Annotated in this window: 19 protein-coding genes and 1 tRNA gene; 4 read left to right on the plus strand and 16 right to left on the minus strand. The window is 58.1% G+C overall.

The window, feature by feature from the left end:
• Positions 1–4 precede the first annotated feature (4 nt).
• The 9 genes from AB9K37_RS03015 to AB9K37_RS03055 all read right to left on the minus strand — a co-directional run bounded on the left by AB9K37_RS03015 (position 5) and on the right by AB9K37_RS03055 (position 14,046).
• A complete protein-coding gene (locus AB9K37_RS03015; RefSeq protein ID WP_369835488.1) occupies positions 5–1,021 on the minus strand; it encodes a DUF6538 domain-containing protein in 1,017 nt (338 codons plus the stop codon).
• Positions 1,022–1,410: 389 nt separating this feature from the next.
• Entirely contained in the window at positions 1,411–4,518 is a 3,108-nt protein-coding gene (locus AB9K37_RS03020) for a type III restriction-modification system endonuclease (RefSeq protein WP_369835489.1), read from the minus strand.
• Positions 4,519–4,526: 8 nt separating this feature from the next.
• Positions 4,527–6,452: a site-specific DNA-methyltransferase gene (locus AB9K37_RS03025; RefSeq protein WP_369835490.1), complete on the minus strand. Its 1,926-nt coding sequence runs from the start codon at positions 6,450–6,452 to the stop codon at positions 4,527–4,529.
• A 10-nt stretch (positions 6,453–6,462) separates the two neighbouring features.
• Positions 6,463–7,209 (minus strand): DUF4391 domain-containing protein, encoded by a 747-nt coding sequence (locus tag AB9K37_RS03030; protein ID WP_369835491.1) that lies wholly within the window; start codon positions 7,207–7,209, stop codon positions 6,463–6,465.
• 3 nt (positions 7,210–7,212) lie between these two features.
• A complete protein-coding gene (locus tag AB9K37_RS03035; protein ID WP_369835492.1) occupies positions 7,213–10,476 on the minus strand; it encodes a helicase-related protein in 3,264 nt (1,087 codons plus the stop codon).
• A gap of 888 nt (positions 10,477–11,364) precedes the next feature.
• On the minus strand, positions 11,365–11,571 hold the full coding sequence (locus tag AB9K37_RS03040; RefSeq protein WP_369835493.1) for a hypothetical protein: 207 nt from the start codon (positions 11,569–11,571) through the stop codon (positions 11,365–11,367).
• A 17-nt stretch (positions 11,572–11,588) separates the two neighbouring features.
• Positions 11,589–11,927 (minus strand): hypothetical protein, encoded by a 339-nt coding sequence (locus AB9K37_RS03045; RefSeq protein ID WP_369835494.1) that lies wholly within the window; start codon positions 11,925–11,927, stop codon positions 11,589–11,591.
• A 1,164-nt stretch (positions 11,928–13,091) separates the two neighbouring features.
• Positions 13,092–13,454: a hypothetical protein gene (locus AB9K37_RS03050; protein ID WP_369835495.1), complete on the minus strand. Its 363-nt coding sequence runs from the start codon at positions 13,452–13,454 to the stop codon at positions 13,092–13,094.
• Between the two features lie 430 nt (positions 13,455–13,884).
• Positions 13,885–14,046: a ribbon-helix-helix protein, CopG family gene (locus AB9K37_RS03055; protein ID WP_369835496.1), complete on the minus strand. Its 162-nt coding sequence runs from the start codon at positions 14,044–14,046 to the stop codon at positions 13,885–13,887.
• A gap of 125 nt (positions 14,047–14,171) precedes the next feature.
• Between AB9K37_RS03055 and AB9K37_RS03060 the strand changes: the two genes are divergently transcribed.
• The 3 genes from AB9K37_RS03060 (at position 14,172) to AB9K37_RS03070 (ending at position 17,881) form a co-directional block, all read left to right on the plus strand.
• The gene (locus tag AB9K37_RS03060; protein WP_369835497.1) at positions 14,172–14,693 is read left to right on the plus strand and encodes a hypothetical protein; all 522 of its coding nucleotides are present in this window, start codon (positions 14,172–14,174) and stop codon (positions 14,691–14,693) included.
• A 121-nt stretch (positions 14,694–14,814) separates the two neighbouring features.
• Positions 14,815–15,762: a hypothetical protein gene (locus AB9K37_RS03065; RefSeq protein WP_369835498.1), complete on the plus strand. Its 948-nt coding sequence runs from the start codon at positions 14,815–14,817 to the stop codon at positions 15,760–15,762.
• A gap of 76 nt (positions 15,763–15,838) precedes the next feature.
• The gene (locus tag AB9K37_RS03070; protein ID WP_369835499.1) at positions 15,839–17,881 is read left to right on the plus strand and encodes an AAA family ATPase; all 2,043 of its coding nucleotides are present in this window, start codon (positions 15,839–15,841) and stop codon (positions 17,879–17,881) included.
• A 39-nt stretch (positions 17,882–17,920) separates the two neighbouring features.
• Here the strand turns inward: AB9K37_RS03070 and AB9K37_RS03075 are convergent, their stop codons facing one another.
• The 5 genes from AB9K37_RS03075 to AB9K37_RS03095 form a co-directional block, all read right to left on the minus strand.
• Positions 17,921–18,700 carry a hypothetical protein gene (locus tag AB9K37_RS03075; RefSeq protein WP_369835500.1) on the minus strand — a complete coding sequence of 260 codons (780 nt, stop codon included), beginning with the start codon at positions 18,698–18,700 and terminating at the stop codon, positions 17,921–17,923.
• Positions 18,701–18,984: 284 nt separating this feature from the next.
• Positions 18,985–20,964, minus strand: a complete 1,980-nt coding sequence (locus AB9K37_RS03080) for a hypothetical protein (protein ID WP_369835521.1) — start codon at positions 20,962–20,964, stop codon at positions 18,985–18,987.
• Complete coding sequence (locus AB9K37_RS03085) at positions 20,891–21,118, minus strand: hypothetical protein (RefSeq protein WP_369835523.1); 228 nt, start codon at positions 21,116–21,118, stop codon at positions 20,891–20,893. The genes AB9K37_RS03080 and AB9K37_RS03085 overlap by 74 nt, the downstream gene beginning before the upstream one ends.
• Before the next feature lie 60 nt (positions 21,119–21,178).
• A tRNA-Gln gene (locus AB9K37_RS03090) sits at positions 21,179–21,253 on the minus strand.
• Between the two features lie 86 nt (positions 21,254–21,339).
• Entirely contained in the window at positions 21,340–21,873 is a 534-nt protein-coding gene (locus tag AB9K37_RS03095) for an SH3 domain-containing protein (protein WP_369835501.1), read from the minus strand.
• A gap of 98 nt (positions 21,874–21,971) precedes the next feature.
• On the opposite strand from AB9K37_RS03095, the gene AB9K37_RS03100 reads away from it, so the two are divergent.
• Entirely contained in the window at positions 21,972–22,958 is a 987-nt protein-coding gene (locus AB9K37_RS03100; protein WP_369835502.1) for a 2-hydroxyacid dehydrogenase, read from the plus strand.
• 78 nt (positions 22,959–23,036) lie between these two features.
• Here AB9K37_RS03100 and panB read toward each other — a convergent pair whose 3' ends face one another.
• Together panB and panC are read right to left on the minus strand one after the other, a co-directional pair.
• Positions 23,037–23,846, minus strand: a complete 810-nt coding sequence (gene panB, locus AB9K37_RS03105; RefSeq protein WP_369835503.1) for a 3-methyl-2-oxobutanoate hydroxymethyltransferase — start codon at positions 23,844–23,846, stop codon at positions 23,037–23,039.
• Positions 23,843–24,688, minus strand: coding sequence for a pantoate--beta-alanine ligase (gene panC, locus AB9K37_RS03110; RefSeq protein ID WP_369835504.1), 846 nt, complete (start codon positions 24,686–24,688; stop codon positions 23,843–23,845). The genes panB and panC overlap by 4 nt, the downstream gene beginning before the upstream one ends.
• Positions 24,689–24,830 lie beyond the last annotated feature (142 nt).

Genomic DNA, 24,830 nt, shown 5'->3' on the forward strand with positions numbered 1-24,830 from the left:
AACCTCACAGAATTGGCCTGACGGCCAATGCGCCTTGGACCGGGCTTGCTATATGAGGGCCGCACGCTCCAAGGCGCTCGCCCCAAACTGGCCGACTTTTGCTCCGCCACAATGGCCGAATTTTACTCCGCCGTTGACAATTTATCCCGGACCTCGATTTGCGGGGTCGGTGTCTGGTCTGGGAAAGTCTCTGCTTTTGTGGAGAAAACGGAACTGGCGAAAATGCTATCGCAGAGGCTTGTTCGCTTTCTTTGGCAGCCTCGAGCAGTTCCTTGAAACGCGTCTCGAAAGAACTGTGCGTTTGTAGATGCGCTACCGCTTTCGACATGAGCTCGAGTTGACGAAGTTCTGTCGCGGTAATGCCGTCAACGTCTTCTAGACCAAGGAGCTGTTCTGCCAGTGCTGCAAGCGAATTAACGCGTCGATTTCCAAACCGACCAAAACCCGGCGTGTACTTGAAGTACTCTTGCTTCAGCAGGTCGAGATGGACTTGTCCTTCCTCCAGTTCGGCTCTGCCAAAATTGCATTGACGGAGTTCGTCATCAAGGTCGATGTCAAAATGCACATCTTCGCCGTGCTGTGCTAGTAGGCGAAAGGCGTGGCCGCGCAGACGATCCAGTGCGCGATTATGCAGGTAATGAGTCTTTGCCAGGAGGGATGCGTCATCGCGCGGAGCTGTGCTACCATGAGAGATGGCGCGCAGCTGGTGCAGGAGTTCATTCTGGTATTGCGTGCGCGCTTTTACCCACTGGATTTTCTGTTCCGTCGTCAGGTGTCGTTGTTCGAGCGTTGTAAAGAGCCTCTCACTCGTAAAGTTCAACAAATGCGCCAGAGATCTCGCTTGCCTTGGGCAAGACGTTCCGAGCGACACCTGAAAGTATGCATTACCCAACTGAAATTTCTGATTCCTTTGCAAAATTTTCTGCTGGCATCGGACAATTGTGCGTAAAGCCGCCGACGGCACACGGCGTCGCCAAGAATAACTTGCACCACGACGGAGTAGATTTGGGGCGAGAGACATTTTGTTTGCTCCTGTTGGAGCGGAACGGGTCTGTGTGACAGTCCTGTGATACACCTGCGTGTACATCACATAAGACGGTCGGTGCAAAACCGTTTCAGAACAAAATGTTACGAAATTTTGTGGCTGGGGTGGTAGGATACCCACCGACACTTGCCAAAATTCGAAACCGCAATCTTTTCAGACGGTTATACGCAGACTACACATTCCTCAGTGATGATATGTGTGAACTCTTGTGTAAACAGGACTACATCGCCAAGCTGCAGACGTCCAGATGATATCCCGCCTCTTCAACAGGGCCTCGCGGAGGGTGAAGGCCTTCCGATGGCGCCGCCCTTCGGTACAGTGGTCGGGCAGCAAGCTGCCCGACATCCGACATCGAGATGCCGGCATCACGAGACCAGGTCCATCAAAGTCGCGTAGTCTGTAACGACATCATACTTCGCCCTGTCTCCGGCTATATCTTTCGATATCTCTGCGAAGAACTTTCGGGCGCATTCGATCTTGGTCTTCTCGATCTCGCGTAACTTCATGCTGGACATCGAGCCCTTGGTCTCCGCAACGAAGTAGATGTGCCGGACACTCCCGTTTCTGAATGAAATCGCCCAGTCAGGATTGTAGTCGCCGACCGGGGTCGGGATGAGGAATCCGCGAGGAAGCTTGGCGTAGACAATGACTTCGTTGCTCACGTCCAGTTCCTCTACGAATTTGCGCTCCACGTCGGAATCCGTGATCGCGTAGTCGTAGACATGGTTCTTCAGCTTTGCCGACGCACGCGAAAAATCTTGTCCCGTCTGGTTCGCCGTGAAGATGTCGACTTCGTACCGTTCATCCACTTCATCATAGGCCAGGCGTTCAATCACCATGGCAGCCTTTTGTTCGGCGATGATGCGAGACGCCTCGGAAATGAAGTGCTCCGGGTTCTGGGCGAACTGCCCAAAGACCGCCGGTGTCATCTGCCGAAGAACACGGGCGGTTGTATCTCTGGTCAGCTGGGCACCTTCAGCCACCTTGCCCACCAGATCGTATTTCACCAAGGAGTGGACGGATTTGCCCTCTTCGGTCTCCGTCTTGGTGACCGAGAAGCCAGTGCCACCCCGCAGTTGGCCATCCGTCAGCCCATCATTCTGAACACCGGTCTGCACGGTGTAACGCAATGGCGTCACCTTGAGGCGGTCGAGTGCGCTGACGCATTTCGTAGTGAGCTCTTCGCTGTCGAAATCCACCTTGTAGACAGCCTTGCGGTTGATCCGCGACCACAGATCCTGAAAGGCCTTCTTGTCAAAGTTGTCCTTGTTGAAAGGATTTGATTTCGGCTTCCGACCGTCATCGACCTTCGGCAACTGAGATTCGCTGAAGACGCTGTCGATAAGTTTGAAAATCTGTTCGGCGTGAGGCCTCAGTTCTTCCGGCAGCTCGACAAGGGACCCAGACGATTTCGCGTCGTGGTATTCGCTTGATACCTGGTCTGCATCGTCCGTGTAGTCGTTCTTGACCAAGTACCGATAAATCTGTTTTGCCATGGCTGGCGTGACTTCGATGGGCCCTTCATAAGTCTCAATCTGTTTTCCAGTGAAGAAGGCCTGCGTTGCCTGACGCGGACGCATGGACAGGGTCTCTGCGATCTCCTTCTGCAGCCCTCCCACGAAATCCTTGTAGCTCTCGCTGGCGACAACCGTGAGCACGTTCACGTCGTGGACCACGGACGGGTGGTCCATGCGATCTCCATGTTGATCGACGCTCAACCGCAGGCCGCGCCCGACTTCCTGCCGACGGGAGATCATGTTTTCGCTGTGTTTCAACATGCACATCACAAACACGTTCGGATTGTCCCAGCCTTCGCGCAGGGCAGAATGCGAAAAGATGAAGCGCGTTGGCTCGTCGAAGGAGAGCAGCCGTTCCTTGTCCTTGAGGATCAGATCGTAGGCATCCACATCATCGGAATCGACCGACCTCGCCCCAACCGCCGGGTTCTTAAGACGGTTCGTCTTCTTGTCGATGGAGAAATACCCGTTGTGCGTGGTCGCGGGATCGATGCCGCGGAGGTATTTGCGATAGTCCTCGTCGTCGATCTCAAGGCTCGTCAGGTAGTCGTCCTTCAGCAGCTGATACTCTTCTTCGAATACCCGGGCATACTCGCCCTTCTCGTCACCCTGACCGTAGTCCCGGTACTTCACCACTTCATCTATGAAGAAAAGCGACAGGACCTTGATACCACGGGCGTAGAGCTGCTTTTCCTTGTCCAGGTGTGCCTTGATCGTCTCCCGAATCTGGATGCGGCGGATATCGCGCTCGGACACATCCCCACTGGCTTCGCCGGACTGCAGTTTTTCGCCGTTCGTGAACTCGACAAAATCGTTGTGGGCATCGATCTGGCTGACGGTAAATCCCCGATACTGATCTAGCTCACCCGACAAGGTGTATAGGTCACCCCCAAACTCGACACGGCGCCACTGTCTTTTGATTTCGCCGGACTTCAGTTTGACTTCCAGCTCGATCCGCGCAACTGGCGCCTTGCCAGAGCCGCGTATCTCGACCCCTTCGAGGAACAGGTATGCATTCGTGCCTGCCAGCCCGCGCGTCTGGATCCCACGAACGGCAATCTTCTTCACCAGCTTCTGATTGTATGCATCCAACGCATCCAGACGATGGACCCGATTGTGTTGCGTCCGATGAGTTGCCGAATAGCGCAGGATGAAGAGAGGGTTGAACTGCGGCAGGGCCGCCATCGTGGCCTTGCCCTCCATCTTTTGCGGCTCGTCCAGGATCAGAATGGGACGGTTCGCAGCGATCACGTCGATTGGCTTGCGCGACTGAAAGTCGTCGAGTTCTTCGTAGATGCGCCGATTATCCTTTCCACGCGCGTTGAACGCCTGGATGTTGATGATCATCACGTTGATCCCGGCATCCGAGGAGAAGCTCTCCAACTCGTGCAGGCGTTTCGAGTTATAGATAAAGAACCGCGCCTTCTTACCGTAGCTCTCCGTGAAATGCTCTGCGGTGATCTGCAGGGATTTCTGGACCCCCTCCCGGATGGCGATCGACGGCACCATGATGATGAACTTCGACCAGCCGTACCGCTTGTTCATCTCGAAGATCGTCTTGATGTAGCAGTAGGTCTTGCCCGTGCCGGTCTCCATCTCGACATCCAGATGTACTTTGGTCGCGGCGAGGGCTTCCTTCTTGTACGCGGCCTTGACCGGGATACGCGCGCCCTTGTTGTCGAAGGTCGTGAAATCCGTCAGCGTCTCCGTCGCGGGCAGGTTCTGCCGTCGCTGGACTTTCTGGATATTCTCCAAGATCTGTAGATCGGTCAGCGCCAGATCCGCGTTCTTGAACCCTTCGTATTCCGACGCCGCGCGAAGCTGCTGCCCCTTCTTCTCAACACCTGGGTCGATGCGAAAAGACAGCCCGGTCGACATGGGTTGCCCCTCGAAGCAATCGACCACATCGTTGACCGCGTTCGTCTGGTAAGGCTGAACCTTGAACTTGAGCTTCATGGTCTGCCTCAGATTGCTTTGACGTCTGTGGTGGGAGACATTTGGCGGAAGATCTGCTCGACGTTGATCTTCACCGCGTCAGAGACAAAGCCGTTGTCGCGGAAGACGACCCGCAGGGGTTCGTGGCCCGCCAGCGTTTTCACCATCTCCTCGGTGATGCCCTTGTCGAAGCAGGCGATCAGGGCGTTGTCATCGACGAAGAAGACGGTCTTGCCCATCACCTCCTCGCGGCGGATGGGCAGCGTCAGATCCACGCCCCAATCGACCAGCACCTGGAACAGCAGGTCCTCGGGGGTGCGGTCCGGCTTCACGTTGTCAACCATGTCGAGCAGGTCGGCCTGGTTCAGCTCGTCCGGGCGGTAATAGACGTCCTTCATGTTCGAGGTGTCGACCTTGAGCACCCGGAAACCGACATCGCGGTTCCAGTCGGGATGGCAGTCGCCGGCGAGGATTTTCTTGCCAGCACGGCGAATGCGTTCTTTCGCTATTTCTGCGACGGTTCCCGGAACGCCCAGTTCTTTGCAAAACTTCGCAGCGACCTTGGAGCTGAGAGCCCCCTCATCCAGGGGTTGATCTATCTGAATTTGAATGAACGATCTGCGGCCACCATCCTTGGCATTTTGCGCAAAAACTGCATGGGCAGTTGAGCTTGATCCCGCGAAGAAATCCAAGATCAACCCATCTTTTTCTTCAAAAGTAACAAGCTCAACAAGTCGCCGGATCAACTCGGAAGGCTTAGCAAATGGAAACACCTGGGAGTTACCGAAAATATCAACAATCTCATTGGTACCATGCTGCCCATAAACGCCATCTATAATGGAAAAGAACTTTGAGGCTCGCACATCTCCACCGCTCTCTTTCAAGTATTGCTTTGACGAAATAGACCAACTTCCTCCTTTGGCCCTCTGGAAGTAAACCTCTCCAGCATCAAGAGCGCTCTGCATACGCTCCCGGCTCCACCTCCACTGCCGTTTCGGCCAAATGTCTGAACCATCTGGCGCCTTAACTGAAAAGTTCAGGTTCGGCCTATCTTCAAAGCTCTTCATCGCCTCAAGGGGGTGAGTACGAAAAGGACCCTTTTCTTCGAAAAATTCGTCTTGGTTGGTGTAGTACCTTTCAACTTGCGCGTCTGTCAAAGGCACATACATGTTGGCAACAGATTCAATATCCCGAGCATACATCAGTATATACTCATGAATGGAGACCAGGTGTTTTTCCTTGGCTCCACCTCCGTATCTCTTCTTCCATATTATGTTGTCGATAAAGTTATCAGCCCCGAAAACTTCGTCGCAAACCTTGCGCAGGTTATGAATTTCATTATCGTCGGCACTTATCAGGATCAGACCATCAGAGGACATCAAAGATCGAGCAATTCTCAAACGCGGGTATATCATTGATAGCCAGTCGGAGTGGAAACGCCCATTATTATCCGTGTTTGCAACCAATCGGTTTCCCGCCTCATCAATCTGCATCGATCGCCGAAGGAACTCACTCGAACCCTGAGAGAAATCATCTTCATACACGAAATCCGATCCTGTATTATACGGAGGATCAATGTAGATCATTTTGACCGCCCCTAAGAGTCCATCCTGTATCAACTTCAAGGCCGTAAGATTATCGCCTTCGATAAATAGATTCTTAGTGTCATCGAATCGAAAGCTCTCTGCTTCCTTTGGGCGAACAGTTTTTGCTTCCGGTCCTTGCCCTGTTGCCATCGCTTCCCGTTTCCCAGGCCAATCCAACCGATACCGCTCTTGCGGTCCTTCGACGATATGGTCGCTCAGCTCCTGACGCAGCGCATCGAAATCCACCGCCAGACGCAGCCCGCCTGTCGCCTCGTCCCGTGCCTCGGTCACACAACCGGGGAACAGATCGCGGATCTTCGCGATGTTGTCTTGGCTCAGGTCGGGGCTGTGCATCTTCAGTTTGTCCATGCTCGGTCTCTCACTCATCTGTCTGGGCAACCCGGCCACCCGCCGTCAGCCGCGCCAGTTCCTGTTTGGCTGCGCGCAATTCGGCGTTGATGCCGACGCGCCTGTTGAATTGTTTTTCACGCCCCAGCCGCGCTTTGATCCGCGCGACCTCCCGCGTCTGCCGCTCGATCGCCTCGGTCTGTGCGATGCGCTCTTCCAGCGTGACCCGTGCCTCCGGCTCCGGCCCGGCAAAGCCCGTCTGGGCCTTCTCGCCGTAGCCCGGCACCAGCTGCGCCGTCCGCCCCGCGACCAAGGGTTCGAGAAGCCGCTCGTACAGCGCACCCATGGTCAGCGCAACCGGCAGGGGCTCGCGCGCCGTATCCTCCAGCTGCCAGGCCGACTGGAAATATTCGCGCACCATCCAGCGCGTCCCGTCCGCCCCGCCGGCCTTCTTGTAGGCCCCCGCCGTGCGGATGCGCCCGCCATGGACCAGCTCGAAGATCAGCGGAAAGGGAATGGCCTTGTCGATGGACCGCAGCACCAGCATATCCGGCGTCGCGGTGCGCAAGGTGATGCGAAAGACCTGCACCTCTGCCACCTGCTTGGTCGCCGGCAGGTTCACCGTCTCGGGCGCCAGCTTGTGCGACCAGACGATCTGATCCACCTCACGCACAAAGAGATCCTTGAGCTGCGTGTTGGCCCCGGCGTGTTCGTAGATCTTGTTCTTCGGGATCACCCGGCCAAAGGCCGCCGCCCTTGGCCAGTCGTACAGCGTCATGACTCATCCTCCCTCGATCACAAGGAAAGCGATCAGCTCGAAATCGTCCAGTCCCTTGATCGTGTGGGTAAGCGCCGTGGTGCGGCCGCCACCGAACAGGCTGTCGATGTCCTTGTCTTCCTTCACCTCGATCATGGACCGGATGGCCCCGGAGAGCAGGTCGGAATAGCGGCTCATGTCGCGCCCGTCCCCTGTGCGAGCGTTGAAGACCTGGCAGACATCGCGGATCGGTTCCATCCGCCCCTTGCAGCTGCTGCGGATCAGGTCGAGCAGGCGCTTCACCTCGGTATGATCCGCGACGATCTGTTCGTTGTCGTCGATGTAGACGAGGTAATAGGGGTGCAGGCGGTTCTGCTGATTGACGTTGACGCTGTCGTGGATGTTCTTCAGCGCAAAGATCACGCCGGGATGCAGGCCGCGTTCAGGCTGGGCGGGCACCACCGCGTGCATGCCGAAAGGCACGTTGTGCAGATCGCCATGCTCCTTGACGTAGTTGAGCAGATCCATGCGGAAGTCATTCAGCCCGAGGTCGGTGATGGAGATGCCGGCCTTTACATCCTCCAGCTCGATCACTTCGTCCTGCAGGCGCTTCAGCTGCTCCTTGCGGTAGGCGATGTCGCTGGATTTGGCGGTCAGAACGTTGTCGTCCCCGGTCGCGGTGATGTCCGAGATCACCATGCGGTTCTCTACCCGCTCCTTGAGATTGATATACTCGTCGAGCGTGATGTCCGGCCAGTAGTTCACCAGCTGGATCTGGCTGTTGGGCGACCCGATCCGGTCGACCCGCCCGAACCGTTGGATGATCCGCACCGGGTTCCAGTGGATGTCGTAATTGATCAGGAAATCGCAATCCTGAAGGTTCTGACCTTCCGAGATACAGTCCGTACCGACAAGGATGTCGATTTCGTCCTTCTCATCCGGGAGGACGACCGCCTTCTCCTTGGATCGCGGGGAAAACAGCGTCAGGACGCTCTGGAAATCATGGGATTTCTTCAGGGTGGTCTTCGGGGAGTCCGAGCCTGTCACCTTGCCCACATGCAGGTCCAGCCCGCGGGCGAAGGGCCCCAGATTTTCGTAAAGGTAATTCGCTGTGTCGGCGAAGGCGGTGAAGATGAGAACCTTGCGGTTGCCCGGGTTGAGGGGGGCATTCACCTTCTGTCGGATAAGGTCGAGCAGGTGCTGTAGCTTTGCGTCATCTGCCGGCGCCACCTTGTCCATCGAGGCAATCAGTTCCTCAATGATCAACAGATCCCCAGAGAGGTCATTCTTCCATGATGGCAGGTCCATATCGGCAAGGCTGATCTGGACCTTCTTGCCAACCGTGAATTCGTCGAGGCCTGACAGATCGTCGTCTTCAGGATCGAAATCGGTGTCCGCCAGATAGTCGCGTACGCCTTCACCGCGCCCGGTCTTCTCGAATTCAGAAATAGCGTCGAGGGTGCGCGAGATATTCCCCGCCAAGGCCCTCAGGGTCAGGCGGAAGGCTGCCACGGAGCTTTCCAGCCGTTTCAGAAGGTTGGTCGTCATCAGGGCCTGCAAGCTCTGCTCACGGTCCGCCTGCCGCAGTTTCCCGCGCCCGCCCTCGGTCTGGGTATCGTAGATCTCTTCGTACTTCCTGAGGCGGCTGGTCAGGATGTAGCTAATCGGGGCATAAACCGCGAGCTTCAGAACCGACAGCTGGGTGAAGATATCGTTGAACCCCATCACATCGGGCCGGTCGGTGATGGGGCAATGGAACGACAGGGGTTTCCGCCGCTGTGGAAACTTCCCGATGTCCTTGGTGTCGTAGAAGGTCTCGATGTGCTTGCGCGACCGTGCAATGGTGACCGCGTCCAGCAGCTCGAAGAAATCAAAATCAAGCCCACGCAGGATGGACGCTGCAGTACGCTCTTCCGGCGGGAGGGTGGACCAGTCGTTGAAGGCCTTCTGCGCGCGACGGAAAATCTCCTCAATACTGGCCTCGGTTTTCAGGCTTTTGCTCAGCGCATCGGACTGCCCTTCATACGCCAAGGCAAGCTGGTTGCGCAGGTCCGTGAAGCGGTTGTTCACCGGTGTCGCGGACAGCATCAGAACCTTGGTCTTCACTCCCGCGCGGATGACCTTATTCATGAGTTTCTGGTATCTGGTCTCGCGGTCCTTATAGACGTCGTTGTTCCGGAAGTTGTGGGATTCATCGATAACCACCAAGTCGAAGTTGCCCCAGTTCAGACGGTTCAGAGGTATCCCGAAGGACTCGCCGGAAGTACGGGACAGGTCTGTGTGGCATAGGACCTGGTAGTTGAACCGATCCCTCTCGAAGATGTTCGTCGTAAGGTTCGAATTGTAATTCCGCCAATTGTCGGCAAGCTTCTTCGGGCAAAGCACCAGGACAGAACGGTTCCTCAACTCGTAATATTTGATCACCGCCAGCGCGGTGAAGGTCTTACCGAGGCCAACCGAGTCTGCCAGAATGCAACCGTTGTAGGTCTCGAGCTTGTTGATAATCCCGGTCGCGGCGTCGCGCTGGTAATTGAACAGCTTCTTCCAGACCAAGCTATCCTGATAGCCAGTCAGATCGTTGGGCAAGACGTCCTCATCAACGGCATCAAGGAAGTCATGAAAGATATTGTATAGCATCATGAAGTAGATGCGCTCGGGCGAATTCTCCTGATAGACTGACTCGATGTGCTCGCAAATGGCAGCGGTCACATCCTCCACCTTGTCCGCATCGGACCAGATTTGGTCGAACAGTTGCAAGTAGACCCGCGCCATCGCAGGCTCGTCGGTCCGCGTGACGAAATTCGAAACGGCATCCCCTTGCTGGTAGCCAAGATCAACAGCCGTAAAGCCGCTGATCGGCATATACGCGACCTCCGCGTCAGCGCCCGAAACATGCACGAATTGCTGCATTGGGGCCTTGGTCGTATTGGACTTGAACCGCGCCTTCTTACGGATCCAGTCCGCACACTCCCGGGCGACAGCACGCTGGGTCATCTTGTTCCGCAGCTGGATCTCGAACTCGGTCCCGTACAGCCCGCTTTCGCGCCGCGCCTTGGGAATGAAGAACTCCCGGCGCTCCTTGCGCAACCGGTCTGTTACCTCGGTGGGCACAAACGTTGGTGCCGTGAAGATGAATTCAAGGCTTTCAACCCTGGATAGCTCGGCCTTCAGAGCTTCGAACGCGTAGATCGAGAAGCACGATGCTGCAATCCGCAGACGAGTACCACGTCCGACGGAAGCTTTAAGGTCATCCCCTAACAAATGTGAGGTGTTATCGATGATCTGCAAAGGTGCCTCCCAGTCCAGAATTCTTTAAGCACAAATGATCGGGTCGGCGGGAGGCTCCATGCTTGTAGGTACTTTCGCCACATAAGAAATCCCAATCAGAAGCCACCGTGTCGACCACATGCATCAGGATTAACCTTAAAGTAGCTTGCCTATCCAACTTCATTTCCGCTCCGCGTCCTCATTCACCAAACCAACTCCTCGACTGACTGGGCAACACCAATCATTCAGCCGGATCCGCGAACTGCGAGCTAGCCAACGCCCACCGTGAACGGCAACACATCCTGCGATTGCACCCTTAACGGCTTCACGTCGAACGGTATCGGCAGCGTTTTGCGAGAGCAACATGGTTTCTCTGCTTTATCAATATATTGCGAGACACGCATAGCATGAGCGCCTTTCCAAGATTGGAAAGTGCAGCTCTTGGAAAGCGAAATGAAGATATTCAGGATTCGCATTGGCCGGACTCGACAATGCAACGCCCGGCCAATGCGACCCCACCAGAGTGGGGAATGCCAAGATCACTTTCGCGATCTGTAGCTATGCCCAAGCATTCCCACCTCTGTGGGAAAATGGGCGAACCCCAATACAGCCAGTGCCGTACCACGGTACATCCCCATCCGAAGTGGGGAATTTGAACACCGCACTTGCGGCGGATCTCACGTCTTCGACCATCGCAACCCGATGACCCCGGCGCCTTGATCTCAACCTCTCATGCCCATCTGGATGGGACTTCATAACAAGAAGCCGAGAAGGACAAAGGCGCTCCAACAAAGCCCACATATGCCCTTGTTCGGTCAACGCAATAGTAGCAAGGAACATTTTCACAAAAAATCTCGTCGACCGAAGGAAATGTCATGAGGCCCCTGTATAGGGGCACCGTGCCGGCAGTCAGATCGTGAAGCGCATGTCGTCATTCCCGCCGTCCTCGGCATTTTGCGAAAGCTGCCTTTCGATTTCGGCCTGCCATATGGCATCTGGATGACCTCGAGCGATGGGAATCCAGATTTCGCGCCCAGACACGTGGACCATGATCCCCTCGACATCACCCGCGTCGGTTCGCCACGCCAGACTGTGCTCACCGAGCCTGGCCCACACCAGTCGTCCGACTTCCCTCAGCCACCGTCCCCTGCTCCAGCGGGCGGCTGAAATAGCAGATCCAGCCGCTGCTCGAGCCCGTGCTGGCGGTCGATCAACTCCTCCAGCAGGTATGCGATGCGTGCCTCGACCAGCGCCAAGTCGGAGCGAGACGGGACGTCTGCGATCCTCGGAACTGCCTCCGTCAGGCTCCCCGCCGCTGACGTCATTGCACGTTCGATCTGGGAGATCTCCATCAGGAATTGGTCGAGCCGATCCGCCAGCGGATGGCCGTCCCGATCCAACATGCGGCGCAGAAGGTCGATCAACGTCTCGATCCGAGAGAGGAGAAGCGGGTCTTGGGTTTTGTCGCTCATTGAGGCTTTCCAGCTTTGTTGCGATGGCGCGCAGGGCACCAGTCGGGATTGTCAGAAGGGCGTTAACCAGCGACAGAGACTGGACTGCCAGTCGGGCACGCGTGAACATTCGGTCGAGTAGGCGTTCCAAGCGCTCGCGCGGTGGCAGAGCGCGACTTGGCCCCGCCAGAATGTTCGCGGGAGTTGGCGGATCGATCCATGTCCAGGTACCGAGCTGCCGGTTGGATGCCCACCGCCGGGCGATGGCGTCCTCGAGCCGTCGGGGTGCCTTCATGATCTCCGTTTGACGCGCCACCACTGCGTCAAACGGATCCACGGCATCATCTTCGCCACCACGCAAAACAGCTCCGGTGAAGGTCACATGTCGGCCTTCTCCATGCAGCGGTCCGCATGTGATCCCGCGCCGGCTTTCACTGGTCACTTTCCAGCCGTAATCAGCCAACCCAGCATTCAGCCGCGCGACGATCCCGGCGCGGTCGCCATGCGTTTCGCGCGCAGCTGTCCGACACAGCCGCCACGCCTGAAACCATGGCGCGCCCAGATCAAAATCCGGGGACACCCCGGCTCGGCGGGCACGAAGGATTTCTGCTGTTTCCGCGACCACCCAATCGGGGGCAGACAGCCACTGGCGGCGCATGGGATCGCGAGGGTCAGCCCATCCGAAGTGGTCATTGATGACATCGATGACCGAGTCCCAATCAGCCCTACTCCCGGACGTCGGCGGATGAGGGTTCCAGGCATGGAGCCGCGCACCGGGCTCCCCAACAGCGCGCGGGAAAACAATGCTCACCTCTGCCCTCCCGGTATGCGTCTGAGCCGAAACCAGCACCGGCGGTCTTGCCCGGTTCGGAAGCCCACTGAACGCAAACTCGATGCACAGCCTGGCAGCGACGTGCAGGCGCTCGTGGACATCATGGTCCCAACACCGAAACCGCTCGACGCAGACATCGTCAGGAGACAGGCTGAGGGTGGCGACTGCGTAACGACACCGAAATGGGAGAGCATCGGTGTATCGAACGACCAACTCAGGCTCACCCAGAAGCACTTCGGGGGCCGGATCACGGATCACCAGATGCTGCTGCCCACCAATCGGTTTCCAGACCTCCGGACCTGTCAGATAATCGATGGCAGTCCGAGCGCTGTTCTTTCCATGGGGTGACCATGTCAGCAGCATGAGCTTGCTTCGCCACTGTCGTGTAGCCCCGTTATGGTCACCATGAATGCTTCGAGCAATGCAGCGACGTCGTGGAGACCTGACGCCACTCCTGCCGCATCGATGTCGCTGACTTGCGTTTCTCGATCCGCGATTTCGGACAGCAAAGCGTGGCAGGCAGTCAACAGTCGAATGGCGCCGCCCAACCGCTCATCCGGCGCCGGGGCCTTCACCGGCAGCGCCGCCTGAACGACATATGCGGAGACCGACTGCTCTGCTTTCGCGGCGGCCGCCTGCACACTGGACCATTCCTCATCGGTTGCATGAATGCGGCGCCCTTTTGTTGGGGCGTCGCGATTCCGTCGATGGCTCATCTCATTTTCCTTTCCCGCGGGCCCGTCCAAGGAGCCTTGCTGTATCCAGCGCCCGGCACATTGCCGAAACGCAGGATCAGCATTGCAAGAATGAGGAATGACGCCACCGCCGCATGGACGCCGACTGGGGATATCAACGGAGGCGCTTCAGGCAATCAGAGGAGCATTGCCCATGTTTTACTGGGATTCTCTCCATGGTTTCCCCTTGCCCGACCGAAAAGAAAAATGACCACCGTATCAAACGCAGGTCAGCCCGTCGCCTTTTGACGAAGGTCGGACATATGATTTTTCAATGATATCTCGTATGCGGAATCAGGGCTCAACGCCGATCATACCGTGTTTCACTCGATACCGGTGAGGACACCGAGCGCACGATCAACCATGATCGAGATGGAAGTATCGTGATCAGCAAAGGCGCTGCAGGCGTTTGTTACTCGTGCTGATCCAGCCATTCCGCCAGCATCCGCCGGATCATTTCGGGCCTCGATGGCAGGTCGGGCGCTTGCCGACGTGCTTCGTCAATTCGAGCGATCAACTCAGCACTCATCCGAACCATCTGCGGTTCCATGACATCTTTTTTTTGCGCGGACATGAAGAAATCCTCCGTGAAGGCTTGCGGTTTCATGTAATCTCGATTACATTGTGGATGCGGAGAGGTCAAGCGCGCCAACGCTCGATCCCCTCCTGACCACAACAAACCTGGATAAGAGGTTCACCATGGCTAATGCCGTTGCTACCACGCGCACCGCGCGAACGAAATCCGTGCCGGACTACACCGCCCACATTTTGCGGCGCTGTTTCGTCCAGCTCCTTGAGCGCATCGACACCGCCGTGGCCGCAGAGCGCGAACTCACTTGGGCCGCCGATGGGCAGCCCGGTGGGATGTGCGACCCGGCCGTTGCCACCCACCTTCGCGATGCCGAGAATGCTTGGGACGCCGTCACTGATTGCCTGGCCGCCACTACGGCCGCGGCAACCAGCGCGCCCGAGACCTGTGTTCTGCGGGCGATGACCTTCTGCTTGCGGGCCGTGATGTCGAGCGAATCCGCGTCCGAATTCGACCGGGAGATTTCAGCTGCACGTCGACTGATCGCCGAGACATGCGTCCTCCCCAATGCATCCGTGGCAGATCGCGACTTCTACCAGGTTCTGCAGGCCGTCGCTGCACGACTCGACGCGCTGGACAACCTCGACTTGTATCGTGCCGGCGCGTCCGAAGCAGGCTTCGACCTCAACTGACGCAAGTCCGGGCGGTCCGGTATTTTCCAACGACCGCCCGCACTCCGCCAACGTTTCTCCGATTTTGCCAGGACGTCGCTGTCGTCGACTCCGTTGATCATTTCATTCCAGGAATTGCCCCATGCCAATCGTACACTTTTCACGGCGCTCTCGCCGTGCGCCGACCCATGTCCCCGACCAAGATATCGATCAGCGACCTCCCCGAAATTCATGGCCTCTCCTCTCGCGCGAGAAAGGCTACACCTATTTCGGGCGTGACCGCCGTGACCGTGGAAAGGTCTATCTACGCTGCATGTCCTGCCACGCTATTATGACCGTCCATGCACATGTCCTCAGAACCGCTCAGCCCGAATGCACGTCATGCTACCTGTCCGACTTGGCAACGGAAGCCAGTGCAGCCGGTCTCGAGCTGATCAGACCCTGCCCGACAGACAGCCACCGCGCCATCTACCGGGCACCATGTGGCCATGAGGTGTCACGCCAGCGGGGCCGCATCCAGCAGATCGCGTCCGGGCGGGCTGCCCTACGCTGCGAGATCTGTCTCGAAAAACGGTATGCAGAGGAGGCGCGGGCGCAGGGGTGGACCCTGCTCGGCAAAGCGTCGAACGGCAGGCTGGGATATCGACAGTATCGACACGATTGCGGACACCAGCAGGATATCAGCGTCGGTAATATGTTGTCGGGTCGGTTCTCCTGCAACTCTTGCTCGCCAAACTGGTCAGCCGAACCGAGCTTCGTCTATCTCGACCTATTTGAATTGCCAGATGGACGAGGCGAATACCTGAAGGTCGGCATGAGCCGTCGCCCCTTGTCACGGCTGCGGCATCAGTTCGCTCTCACTGATGGGATCCGCGCAAAGGTGCTCGAGAAAGTAGGCCTGAAAACCGGTGCCACCGCTCTCAGAGAAGAAAAGCGGATGCACAAGGTTATGCGGACGGAGCATCCCGAGTGGGTGGTCTGCGCCACTGAACTCGACTGGATTGGGGTGTCGTCGGAGATCTATCGGATCGACGCCTTGCCCCGCATTCGCGCGCTCCTCGCAGACCTGAGAGTTCGCACCACCCCTTAAAGTCCTTATGCATCGCTGTTCCCCGTCGGCACCGCCTGAGGAGACCTCGATATTTGCTCGAACAGGAGCACAATTCATGCCCCAAATCACCCCACAAATTCGGCTTATGCGCGCCGTCCTGCGCGACTTGGTCGTGGCCGACGACACAAAGACCTCCATCACCAAACTCGAGAAAAAGAACACGCATCAACCAGTCGGAACTATGCTGATGGCAGCACGTTTCATCAGCACACTGGAAAAGCCAGACTCGGCGCGCGACTTGGCTGCCCCGATGACAGTCACCGCGCTCATTCACAATGACTCCAACCTGCGCGGTCATTTCATGTCCGCATCGGAAGCGATCCTCGTAGCACTATCCGACCAGGTTGGTGTCGACCTCATGACAGATCTCAGCGTCATTGCCCTGGAGCTATCTGACCGTAGGGACCGGACGTACCGGAATGAGCGCTTCCAACACGATCTGGATGATGCACTGGTCCGCGGTAAGAGCGTCCTCACAATTGTCGGCGCTCCAACGGAACTTTCAGACGCTGCACGGGCGCTTTTGACACGTTCTTACGATTTACCCCCGATCGACGGCCGCATGATCGCAGAGGTCATGCGCGCGCTCGGACGCGCGCCTTCTCGGAAGCTCGCAGCATGTCTGACCGAACGAGATGCCGCAATCGGATCCCTCCCGGCCGCCATTGTCATCGCGGCCTTGCGCCTCGCCGATCCAGGGAGAACGGTTCGTGTGATCCTCGATGCCATCGATCGTCTGAATGCACCCGCGCGGCATGGAATGAGCCTGGAAGATCTCCACTTGACCAAGGAAATCGCAGCGCATTTCCGCGGTATTGTTGCAGACATCGAGCAATGGAGAGAAGGCAAGCTCGCATGGGAGGACGTTTCGTGCAGCACTTTACTGTATGGCCCTCCGGGCAACGGCAAGACCTCATTGGCGTTGGCGCTCGCGGGATCCGCCGGGCTGCATTACGTCAGTGGCTCATATGCCGAGGCACAAGCCGCTGGATCCCTGTCGCATTACCTTGGGGCTATGGAGAAGCGCGCAGCAGAGGCCATTGGAAACGCTCCGAGCCTGTTCTTTGTGGATGAACTGGATTCCCTGCCGGATCGTGCAAGAAATCATGCTCACAACGACGCGTACATGACCAGTGTCGTGAATCACGCGCTGGAGCTGTTCACGCGGTTGCACCGAACACCCGGTGTCGTTCTGCTCGCTGCAAGCAACCATGTGTCGAACATTGATCCGGCGCTCATCCGCGCTGGTCGTCTTGATACCCACGTTTATGTTGGACCTCCCGATCGAGCAGGTATCGAAGCGATCCTGCGCAAGCGCCTGTCATCGTCTGGAGGCACGCTCGATCTGCGGGCAGCCAGCCGACGGCTCGTCGGCATGTCAGGTGCGGATGTCGCAACCACCGCTACGAAAGCAATTGCAATCGCGCGACGTGCAGGTCGTCTGCTTACCAATGACGACCTAGAGAAAGCCATCAACCGGCCTGTATCAGCGGGTTTCGAAGAACAAATCAGGCGAATTGCGATTCACGAGGCCGGCCATGCAGTGGTCCGCGCTGCTGTTGGCCTGCGGCTGCCGGAAAGCGCGGTGCTTTCCACCGAGACGTCGCATGTCTCATCTCCAGCACCATCAACGCTTCGCCTCCTTGAAGCCGAGCAGGTGACGGCAACAATGCTTGGTGGCCGCGCTGCCGAATTGCTGGTTATGGGGGACGCTTCATCTGGCGCGGAGACTGATATCGCGCAAGCAACACGTCTGGCCCTGTTCTCGGAAACACGCATCTGTGTAGGCACCTTGATGCCGATCTATCTCCCGTATCCCCCCGATCAGCCCGAAACCTGGCCGCCGGAATTGCAAACTGTAGTCCGGAAACGCATGGCTGACGCGCAGAAGCTCGCGCTGCGTGCGGTGCAAGTGAACATCGATGTCGTTCGCGCTGTCGCGGATGCCTTGGTGCGCGAGCGTGAACTCGATGCCGAGCAACTCGAGGAGTTGCTGCGACCTGTCTCCTACGTTCCGCCCGCTTCGGCCACGGCTCCGACCCCACTCGTAGCCCCCCACCTCGGCACTCCCGATGCAGGTCCGGATGCGTCGACCTAGGACTACGCGTCAATGCCTGAACGTTTCCGCCGACCTGTTCTACGCCGGCGCTTGCGGCTTTTCAGTCCGGCGCGTCTTGGCAGGCTCCTCCGGCACCAAACTTACAAGCCTCTCGATGAGGTCATCGATGCGCTTCGCATCGTGATCCCTTTGGCGCCTGGAATCCAGAAGCCGCTCCTCCAACGCGGCTTCGCGCTGCTCGGCCCCCAAGGCGCGTTCCATCAGGTTCTCGACCCTCCTTTCCAGTTTCGCAATTTCACTTCGCGACGCGCTCGAAAGATCGGCATAGCGTGCTTCGGTTGCACCCCTCTGGTCTTCGGCTTTTGCCTTCGCGCTTTCCGCCCGCTCGACCCGCTCTTTCATTTCCGACAGTTTCAGTTCGAGCCCCTGAACCTTGGCCTTCATCTCTGCGTCAGCACGGGTCTGCTCGTCGCGCTCAGCCACGAGCGCCGCCTTCTCTTTCTCCCAGCTTTCTTCCCGGGCACGCAGGTCGGCACGAAACTCTTCCTCGTGCTCATCAAACCGCCGATTCAGCCGTTCGATCTCGCGAACGAGGATGGCCTCTTGGATTCCCGCGCTCTCCTGCGCCATCTTCCAGACCTTCAAGGCTGACTGGAGCGCGTTCTTGACGTATTCGTCCGGCAGATTCTCAATCTCCGCCAGATCGCTTTCGCGCCGCGTCCAGAGCCCCAGATAGGGCGCGACATACCCATGCCTTCCCACATCAAGCCTGTCCTGCACCTTCCGCACCGAAGGGGCGACGCCCTCAGCCTGCATGGTCTCTGCGGCTGCAAACACAGTTTCGATTTCTACCGTCATTATCTCTACCTCTTCAGGATTTCTCCGAAGCTATGCCGCCTGGAGCGGCCTTTCGCCCCTTGGGGCCGAGAGAGATGTGGATAACTTCCGTTCGGCTACATCTGTGGTAGCCGCGTGCCGAGCCGGTCGCAAATGCGCAACTGTTGCTACAGTTGCAACAGGGCGAACCGTTGCGCATGGCAGCGGCCCCTCCAGCAGATCGCAGCCACACAACGAAAAAACCCCGGCTGCGGAGGCAGCCGGGGCGCGTTGGTTCATCAGAGACTTGCTTTTCAGAAGAGCGATCAGAACAGACGCGGCAGCGTCAGGATGGCCTGATACAAGGGTCCGAGGGGCTTCTCGGCACGGCGGTATGTCGCCAGGTTCACGTCCCTTGGCTTGTGACCCAGCACATCAAGCCGATCCAGGTCGGGAATGGCCAAGGTACTGCCGTCATCTTGCCGAAGATTGGCGAAGTGGTCGTTCACGTAATGCCGGAAACCATGACAGGACAGTTTACGTGGATTGCCGTTCAACGCCTTATCCAAGGACGTCCGCAACATGTAATCTAGTACGTCCCCAAATTTAGGATCATGGGCGTCCTTGTCCTCTGTGACGACATGAGCGAGATGGCGAATGTTCTCCGGTACCGCCTGTGGGAAAAGGGCAACCCACTCCCGCTGTCGTGCAGCTTCGACGAATTCGGCAAAACCCAATTCCATGAGGTGGGGATGAAGCGGGATTCGCCGACGCCCGGCGGCGTTCTTGAGGCCTCGAAGGTGATTGGGCCGAATATGCACGAAGGGAATGCCGTCTGCGAAACCGAAGTCATCCACGAGCAGACCGGCAATCTCGGCACGCCGGGCACCTGTGTACCCCAACAAGAGGTTTACCCAGTAGTGATGGTCTTGGAGCACCAAGGATCCCGGCTTATGCCTGTTGCCCTTCGACGAGCACCCTTGCCATAGGGAATGTCCGAACAACGCCTGCATCTCATCAAGAGTGAAGGGTTCGCGCTTCTCGTCATCTGAACGGTCATCAACCGGCACCAGACCGTGCTTGTTCGCAATGAAGTCGGTCACGGTCCCTTCTGATCGCGCGTGGTCGAGCAATGCCATGAGAGTGTCCACGTGGCGCTGGATGGTCGAGGGTTTCATTCCGCAAGGCTTACCCAACCCCCTGGCTTCCTCCATGATCTCATGGCTCGTCATGTCGAATTCCGACTTTCGCTTCCAGTACTTCGGGGGCATCCGGGTTTCGAGCAACTTGGAAAACCTGTCGAGGTGGTGCTGCCGGATGTCGGGCATCCTCTGGAGTCCGGTCAGGTACATGAACAGCGTGACGGATTTCAACTTCTGCTCTTTGGTGTCTTCCTGAGCGGTAGACCGCCAGATCATCCGGACGGCAGTCCCGGCAATGTCATCGCCGAAGCTGCGCTCGACGACAACATTCTCTGCGGACCCGTCGAACTCCTCGTCCTTCGGCTGCAGGCGCGCCGCATCGAACTGCGCGAGGATTGCGGTCCCGGTCATCTTCCCTTCGATCAAGGAGACGCCCGGTGTGAGGATTGGTTGTGCAGAGGGCGATGCCTGCTGCATAGCAATGGTCGTGGGCTGAGGGGCTACCGAGACCGTGGGCATTACCTGTTCGACAGATGGTGCGGTGACCGCCGAGCCGCCGACAGCTTCCTGCATCAGACCACGGAGCAAGGAAACGGCGGCGTCACGGGCACCTTCGGCATTGTGCAGCGGGACGGTCTCCGCGGCTTCGTGTGATGCCATGCGCGCTTCGATTGCCGCCCACCGCAACTGGAGAACATCAAGCTGCGTCAGGGCACGCCCGACCTGCGCCCGCTTCTGGATTTCGGCGTTGAAGCCGGGCGAGATGAACTCGCGGAACATCCCCGCCTGGATCTCTTGCGCCAGCGCCCTCTCATCCTCTTCCAGAAGGTTCAGCCGCTCCGGGGCCATCTCCTCCCGCAGCCCGTCCTCGACCAGTCCGCGCAGCACAAAGGTTTCCAGACGATTCCGCTGGGCCTTCTCCGCCGTCAAACTCCCATCCATGCGCTCGACCATGCGCGTACGACGCACCGACGACACACAACGGCTGAGCTCGGCCTTGAAAAAGGCCGCCACATCCGCTTCGGGCAAGTCGATATGAAGGTCGTCGTCGAGCATCCGGTCCATGTGTGCAGTCAGTTGCACGCATAACCTAATCGCTGCCGCGCGATCCGTCGTCCCCAAGGAGACCATCACCGGCACATGAGGTGTGGATAACCTCGGGATGCGACGTCGGAAATAGAACCGTCCGCGTCTGGCGCAGAGGTACGGGGTGGTGACCATGACGACCGTCCTTCAAGTCGGTCATCACTTCGGAACTATCGGCGCCCACGTTAAAGGTCTGTGTGACCCCGTGTGTAAACGCTTGTGTAACCTGCACCTCAGCCCTACCGAGCCGGTTGGGCCAACCTACTGAAATCACTGCGACTTTCGGAGATATTGGCTGGGGTGGTAGGATTCGAACCTACGGTGCGCGGTACCAAAAACCGGTGCCTTACCACTTGGCTACACCCCAGTAGCAGTGTGTGGCGGTGTTTACTCAAAGCCGTTGGGGGCCGCAAGGGGGGTGAAGTAAAAAAATCACCCCAATTTCGATTTTTCTCAATCGAAGACTTCGTCCGCTTTGACGCCCCAGATTCCAGCCTTGGGAGTCCAGCCGCGGTAGTCTGCAACGCGCAACTCGCACCACGTGGGAATGCACTCGACGATTTGGGCTATCACCCCCTTTTCCAGTCGTGCGATCTCTGTCGAGCGCAAGTCGGGGCTGGCAAAAAGGCTGACCGTCTCTTCGCTCACGAGGGCCGTGCGGCGACCCGAGAGCAGGGCGTAGTGAATCCAACCGCCAGCGCCATCATGGTCGCGAATGCGGCGCCAGTGTCCGTATTCCGCTGTGACTTCAACGGGCAAGTCCTTGCGCTTGAACTCCCAATCGACGCGGTGTGTTTGGCTGGGGCCGCGGCGCACGTTGGCTTTGGACGATTTGATCGAGACAAAGCGGGGGAGGGGTAGGTTGGTGACGGGGCCGCGCGCCTCTTCCTCGGGCGCGGGTTGTGCGTCTTGGGCGAAGATGGGGGTATTGGTCAGGAGAGCGGCGATTAGAGCCGCGCCAAGGAGTGGAAATCCGCGAAAGGTCATCTGCTCTTTGTCTTTTTTCAGTGGGGTTCTTGTGCTGGCCCGTATCATGGGACACTCTGCCAGCAACAGCGCGATATGGAAAGATGCGGAGGTTCCGAATGCCATCAGAGCGTTTGAAAGTTGTTGTGACGCGACGCCTGCCAGAAGCAGTCGAAACGCGGATGAAAGAACTTTTCAATGTAACTTTGCGTGAGAACGATCAGCAGATGAGTCGCGAGGAATTGGTCGCGGCCATGAAGGATGCGGATGTTCTGGTGCCGACACTGACCGATACTTTGGATTCGTCGGTGTTGTCGTCAGCGGGCGATCGGCTGAAGCTGATTGCAAACTACGGGGCGGGCATTGACCATATCGACGTTCATACCGCGCGTCAGCGAGGCATTCTGGTGTCGAATACCCCCGGCGTGGTTACCGAAGATACGGCGGACATGACGATCGCGCTGATTCTGGCAGTCACGCGCCGTATTCCCGAAGGTCTGGCGACCATGCAGTCTGGGGATTGGGCCGGTTGGGCGCCGACGGCCCTGCTCGGGGGCCGCGTAGGTGGCCGCCGCTTGGGTATTCTGGGAATGGGCCGGATCGGTCAGGCGGTTGCGCGGCGGGCCAAGGCATTTGGCATGCAGGTGCACTACCACAATCGTCGCCGCTTGCGCCCCGAGATCGAGGACGAGCTGGAGGCGACCTACTGGGAGAGCCTCGATCAGATGGTGGCACGGATGGACATCATCTCGATCAACTGTCCGCACACGCCCGCGACATTCCACCTGATGAATGCGCGGCGCTTGAAGTTGATGAAACCGAATGCGGTGATCGTGAACACTTCGCGGGGCGAAGTGATCGATGAGAATGCTCTGACGCGGATGCTGCGCGCGGGCGAAATTTCAGGCGCGGGTCTGGATGTGTTTGAGCATGGCCACCAGATTAACCCGCGTTTGCGCGAGCTGAACAACGTGGTGCTACTGCCGCACATGGGCTCGGCGACGATCGAGGGGCGTTTGGAAATGGGCGAGAAGGTCTTGCTGAACGTCAAAACCTTTGCCGATGGACATCGTCCACCGGATCTGGTGGTGCCGGCAATGCTCTGATCTGCGTGTGCCGGGCGCTGGCACAGGTGGGTATTTATACCAAGAAAGAGGGGGCCGCTGTGGCCCCCTTGTTCGTTCTTAGCGGTAGACTTCGTCTTCAGTGGGGAAGGCGCGGGATTTCACGTCCGCTGCGTAGTCGCTGACCGCCTGTTCGATCATCGGACCAAGCTGGCCGTAGACCTTTACGAATTTCGGGGTCCACGGGTTCAGACCCAGCATGTCCTCGAGCACCAGAATCTGACCGTCGCACTCGGCGCTGGCTCCAATGCCGATGGTGGGGATGTCGATCTGTTTTGTGATCCTTGCCGCCAGTGGTTCGACCATGCCCTCGAGCACAATGGCAAAGGCGCCGGCTTCGGAGACGGCCTTGGCGTCTTCTTCGTGCAAGGGCCAGCTGTCCTCATCGCGGCCTTGAGTTTTAAAGCCCCCAAGAACGTGGCTCGATTGCGGCGTCAGGCCGATATGAGCCATCACGGGGATGCCGCGTTCGGTCAGGAAGCGGATGGTTTCTGCCATGCGCTTACCGCCCTCGAGTTTTACTGCGCCGCAGCCCGTTTCCTTCATGATGCGGGCCGCGTTGCGGAAGGCGATGTTGGGGCTTTCTTCATAAGTCCCGAAGGGCATGTCGACGACGATCAGCGCCTTTTGGGTGCCACGCACCACAGCTTTGCCGTGCATGATCATCAGGTCGAGCGGAACGCCAACGGTCGATTCCATGCCGTGCATCACCATGCCAAGGCTGTCGCCCACCAGAATGAAATCAGCGTGCTTGTCGACGATAGCGGCGGTGTGCGCGTGATAGCTGGTCAGCGAGACGATCGGCTCGCCCCCTTTGCGCTGTGCAATCTGGGGGACAGTGGTGCGGCGGACCTGTTTCTGTGCGCTCATGGCGTAACTTCCTTCTGATCGATCAGCATGACGCCACCAACCTCGACCGAGATCATGATGGCGGTCAGTCCGGTCAGGGGACCGGAAATGTCTGCGAGTGTCTCGGCCGCGACGATATCACAGCCCACGAGTTTTGCACGGGGCTCCGCGCCGATGGTCTCCCCTATGATTTGGTGTAGCTCCGCGACAGTGGCACCGGTTTTAGCGGCGGCGCCTGCGGCGGCCAGAGACTTGCTGAGAACCACAGCAGCGGCACGATCTTCGGGCGAGAGCCGGACGTTGCGGCTGGACATGGCCAGACCGTCGGATTCGCGAACTGTGGCTTGGCCGACAATCTGAATGGGCATGTGCAGGTCGCGGACCATCCGGCGGATGACCTGCAGCTGCTGGTAGTCCTTTTCGCCGAAAATCGCGGCATCCGGCTGGATGATGTTAAAGAACTTGGTGACCACAGTGGTCACGCCGCGGAAATGACCGGGGCGTACCGCTCCGTGCAGCATGTTCGCCAGTTTGGTCGTCTCGACAATGGTTTCCGCGCCCTCGGGATAAATCTCTGATGCATCGGGTAAGAAAACGGCGTCAACGCCTTCGGCCCGTAGCATGGCCAGGTCGCGGTCGGTGTCGCGCGGGTATTTGGCCAAATCGTCGGGATTTTCGAACTGGGTCGGGTTCACGAAGATCCAGACCACCACGCGGTCGCCCTCGGCCCGCGCACGACGCACCAGAGTCATATGACCCTCGTGCAGGTAGCCCATGGTCGGCACCAGCGCGACTCGGTCTCCGGCCTGTTTGTAGCCGGCAACAGTCCCGCGAATCTGGGCAATTGTGGTGCAGATTTCCAATTTGGGCCCCTCCCTTTGGCGTCATAGGGCTTCTATCTTTCTGCGGGGGCAAGAACAACGACTGTATCATGCGACGTTGCGGTCGGTTTTATGCCGCAAAATGTCGGCTGGACCCTGCGGCAGAACATACGATCTGAATAGA

Source organism: Donghicola sp. XS_ASV15, assembly GCF_041224595.1.
GTDB lineage: Bacteria > Pseudomonadota > Alphaproteobacteria > Rhodobacterales > Rhodobacteraceae > Donghicola.

What these genes read in the sequence shown, in the direction of transcription:
- AB9K37_RS03015 (WP_369835488.1), bottom strand. Translation starts at nt 1,021, where the DNA reads ATGTCTCTCGCCCCAAATCTACTCCGTCGTGGTGCAAGTTATTCTTGG.
- AB9K37_RS03025 (WP_369835490.1), bottom strand. Translation starts at nt 6,452, where the DNA reads ATGGACAAACTGAAGATGCACAGCCCCGACCTGAGCCAAGACAACATC.
- AB9K37_RS03095 (WP_369835501.1), bottom strand. Translation starts at nt 21,873, where the DNA reads ATGACCTTTCGCGGATTTCCACTCCTTGGCGCGGCTCTAATCGCCGCT.
- AB9K37_RS03050 (WP_369835495.1), bottom strand. Translation starts at nt 13,454, where the DNA reads ATGAGCCATCGACGGAATCGCGACGCCCCAACAAAAGGGCGCCGCATT.
- AB9K37_RS03020 (WP_369835489.1), bottom strand. Translation starts at nt 4,518, where the DNA reads ATGAAGCTCAAGTTCAAGGTTCAGCCTTACCAGACGAACGCGGTCAAC.
- AB9K37_RS03065 (WP_369835498.1), top strand. Translation starts at nt 14,815, where the DNA reads ATGCCAATCGTACACTTTTCACGGCGCTCTCGCCGTGCGCCGACCCAT.
- AB9K37_RS03100 (WP_369835502.1), top strand. Translation starts at nt 21,972, where the DNA reads ATGCCATCAGAGCGTTTGAAAGTTGTTGTGACGCGACGCCTGCCAGAA.
- AB9K37_RS03075 (WP_369835500.1), bottom strand. Translation starts at nt 18,700, where the DNA reads ATGACGGTAGAAATCGAAACTGTGTTTGCAGCCGCAGAGACCATGCAG.
- panB (WP_369835503.1), bottom strand. Translation starts at nt 23,846, where the DNA reads ATGAGCGCACAGAAACAGGTCCGCCGCACCACTGTCCCCCAGATTGCA.
- AB9K37_RS03030 (WP_369835491.1), bottom strand. Translation starts at nt 7,209, where the DNA reads ATGACGCTGTACGACTGGCCAAGGGCGGCGGCCTTTGGCCGGGTGATC.
- AB9K37_RS03055 (WP_369835496.1), bottom strand. Translation starts at nt 14,046, where the DNA reads ATGTCCGCGCAAAAAAAAGATGTCATGGAACCGCAGATGGTTCGGATG.
- AB9K37_RS03070 (WP_369835499.1), top strand. Translation starts at nt 15,839, where the DNA reads ATGCCCCAAATCACCCCACAAATTCGGCTTATGCGCGCCGTCCTGCGC.
- AB9K37_RS03045 (WP_369835494.1), bottom strand. Translation starts at nt 11,927, where the DNA reads ATGAGCGACAAAACCCAAGACCCGCTTCTCCTCTCTCGGATCGAGACG.
- AB9K37_RS03060 (WP_369835497.1), top strand. Translation starts at nt 14,172, where the DNA reads ATGGCTAATGCCGTTGCTACCACGCGCACCGCGCGAACGAAATCCGTG.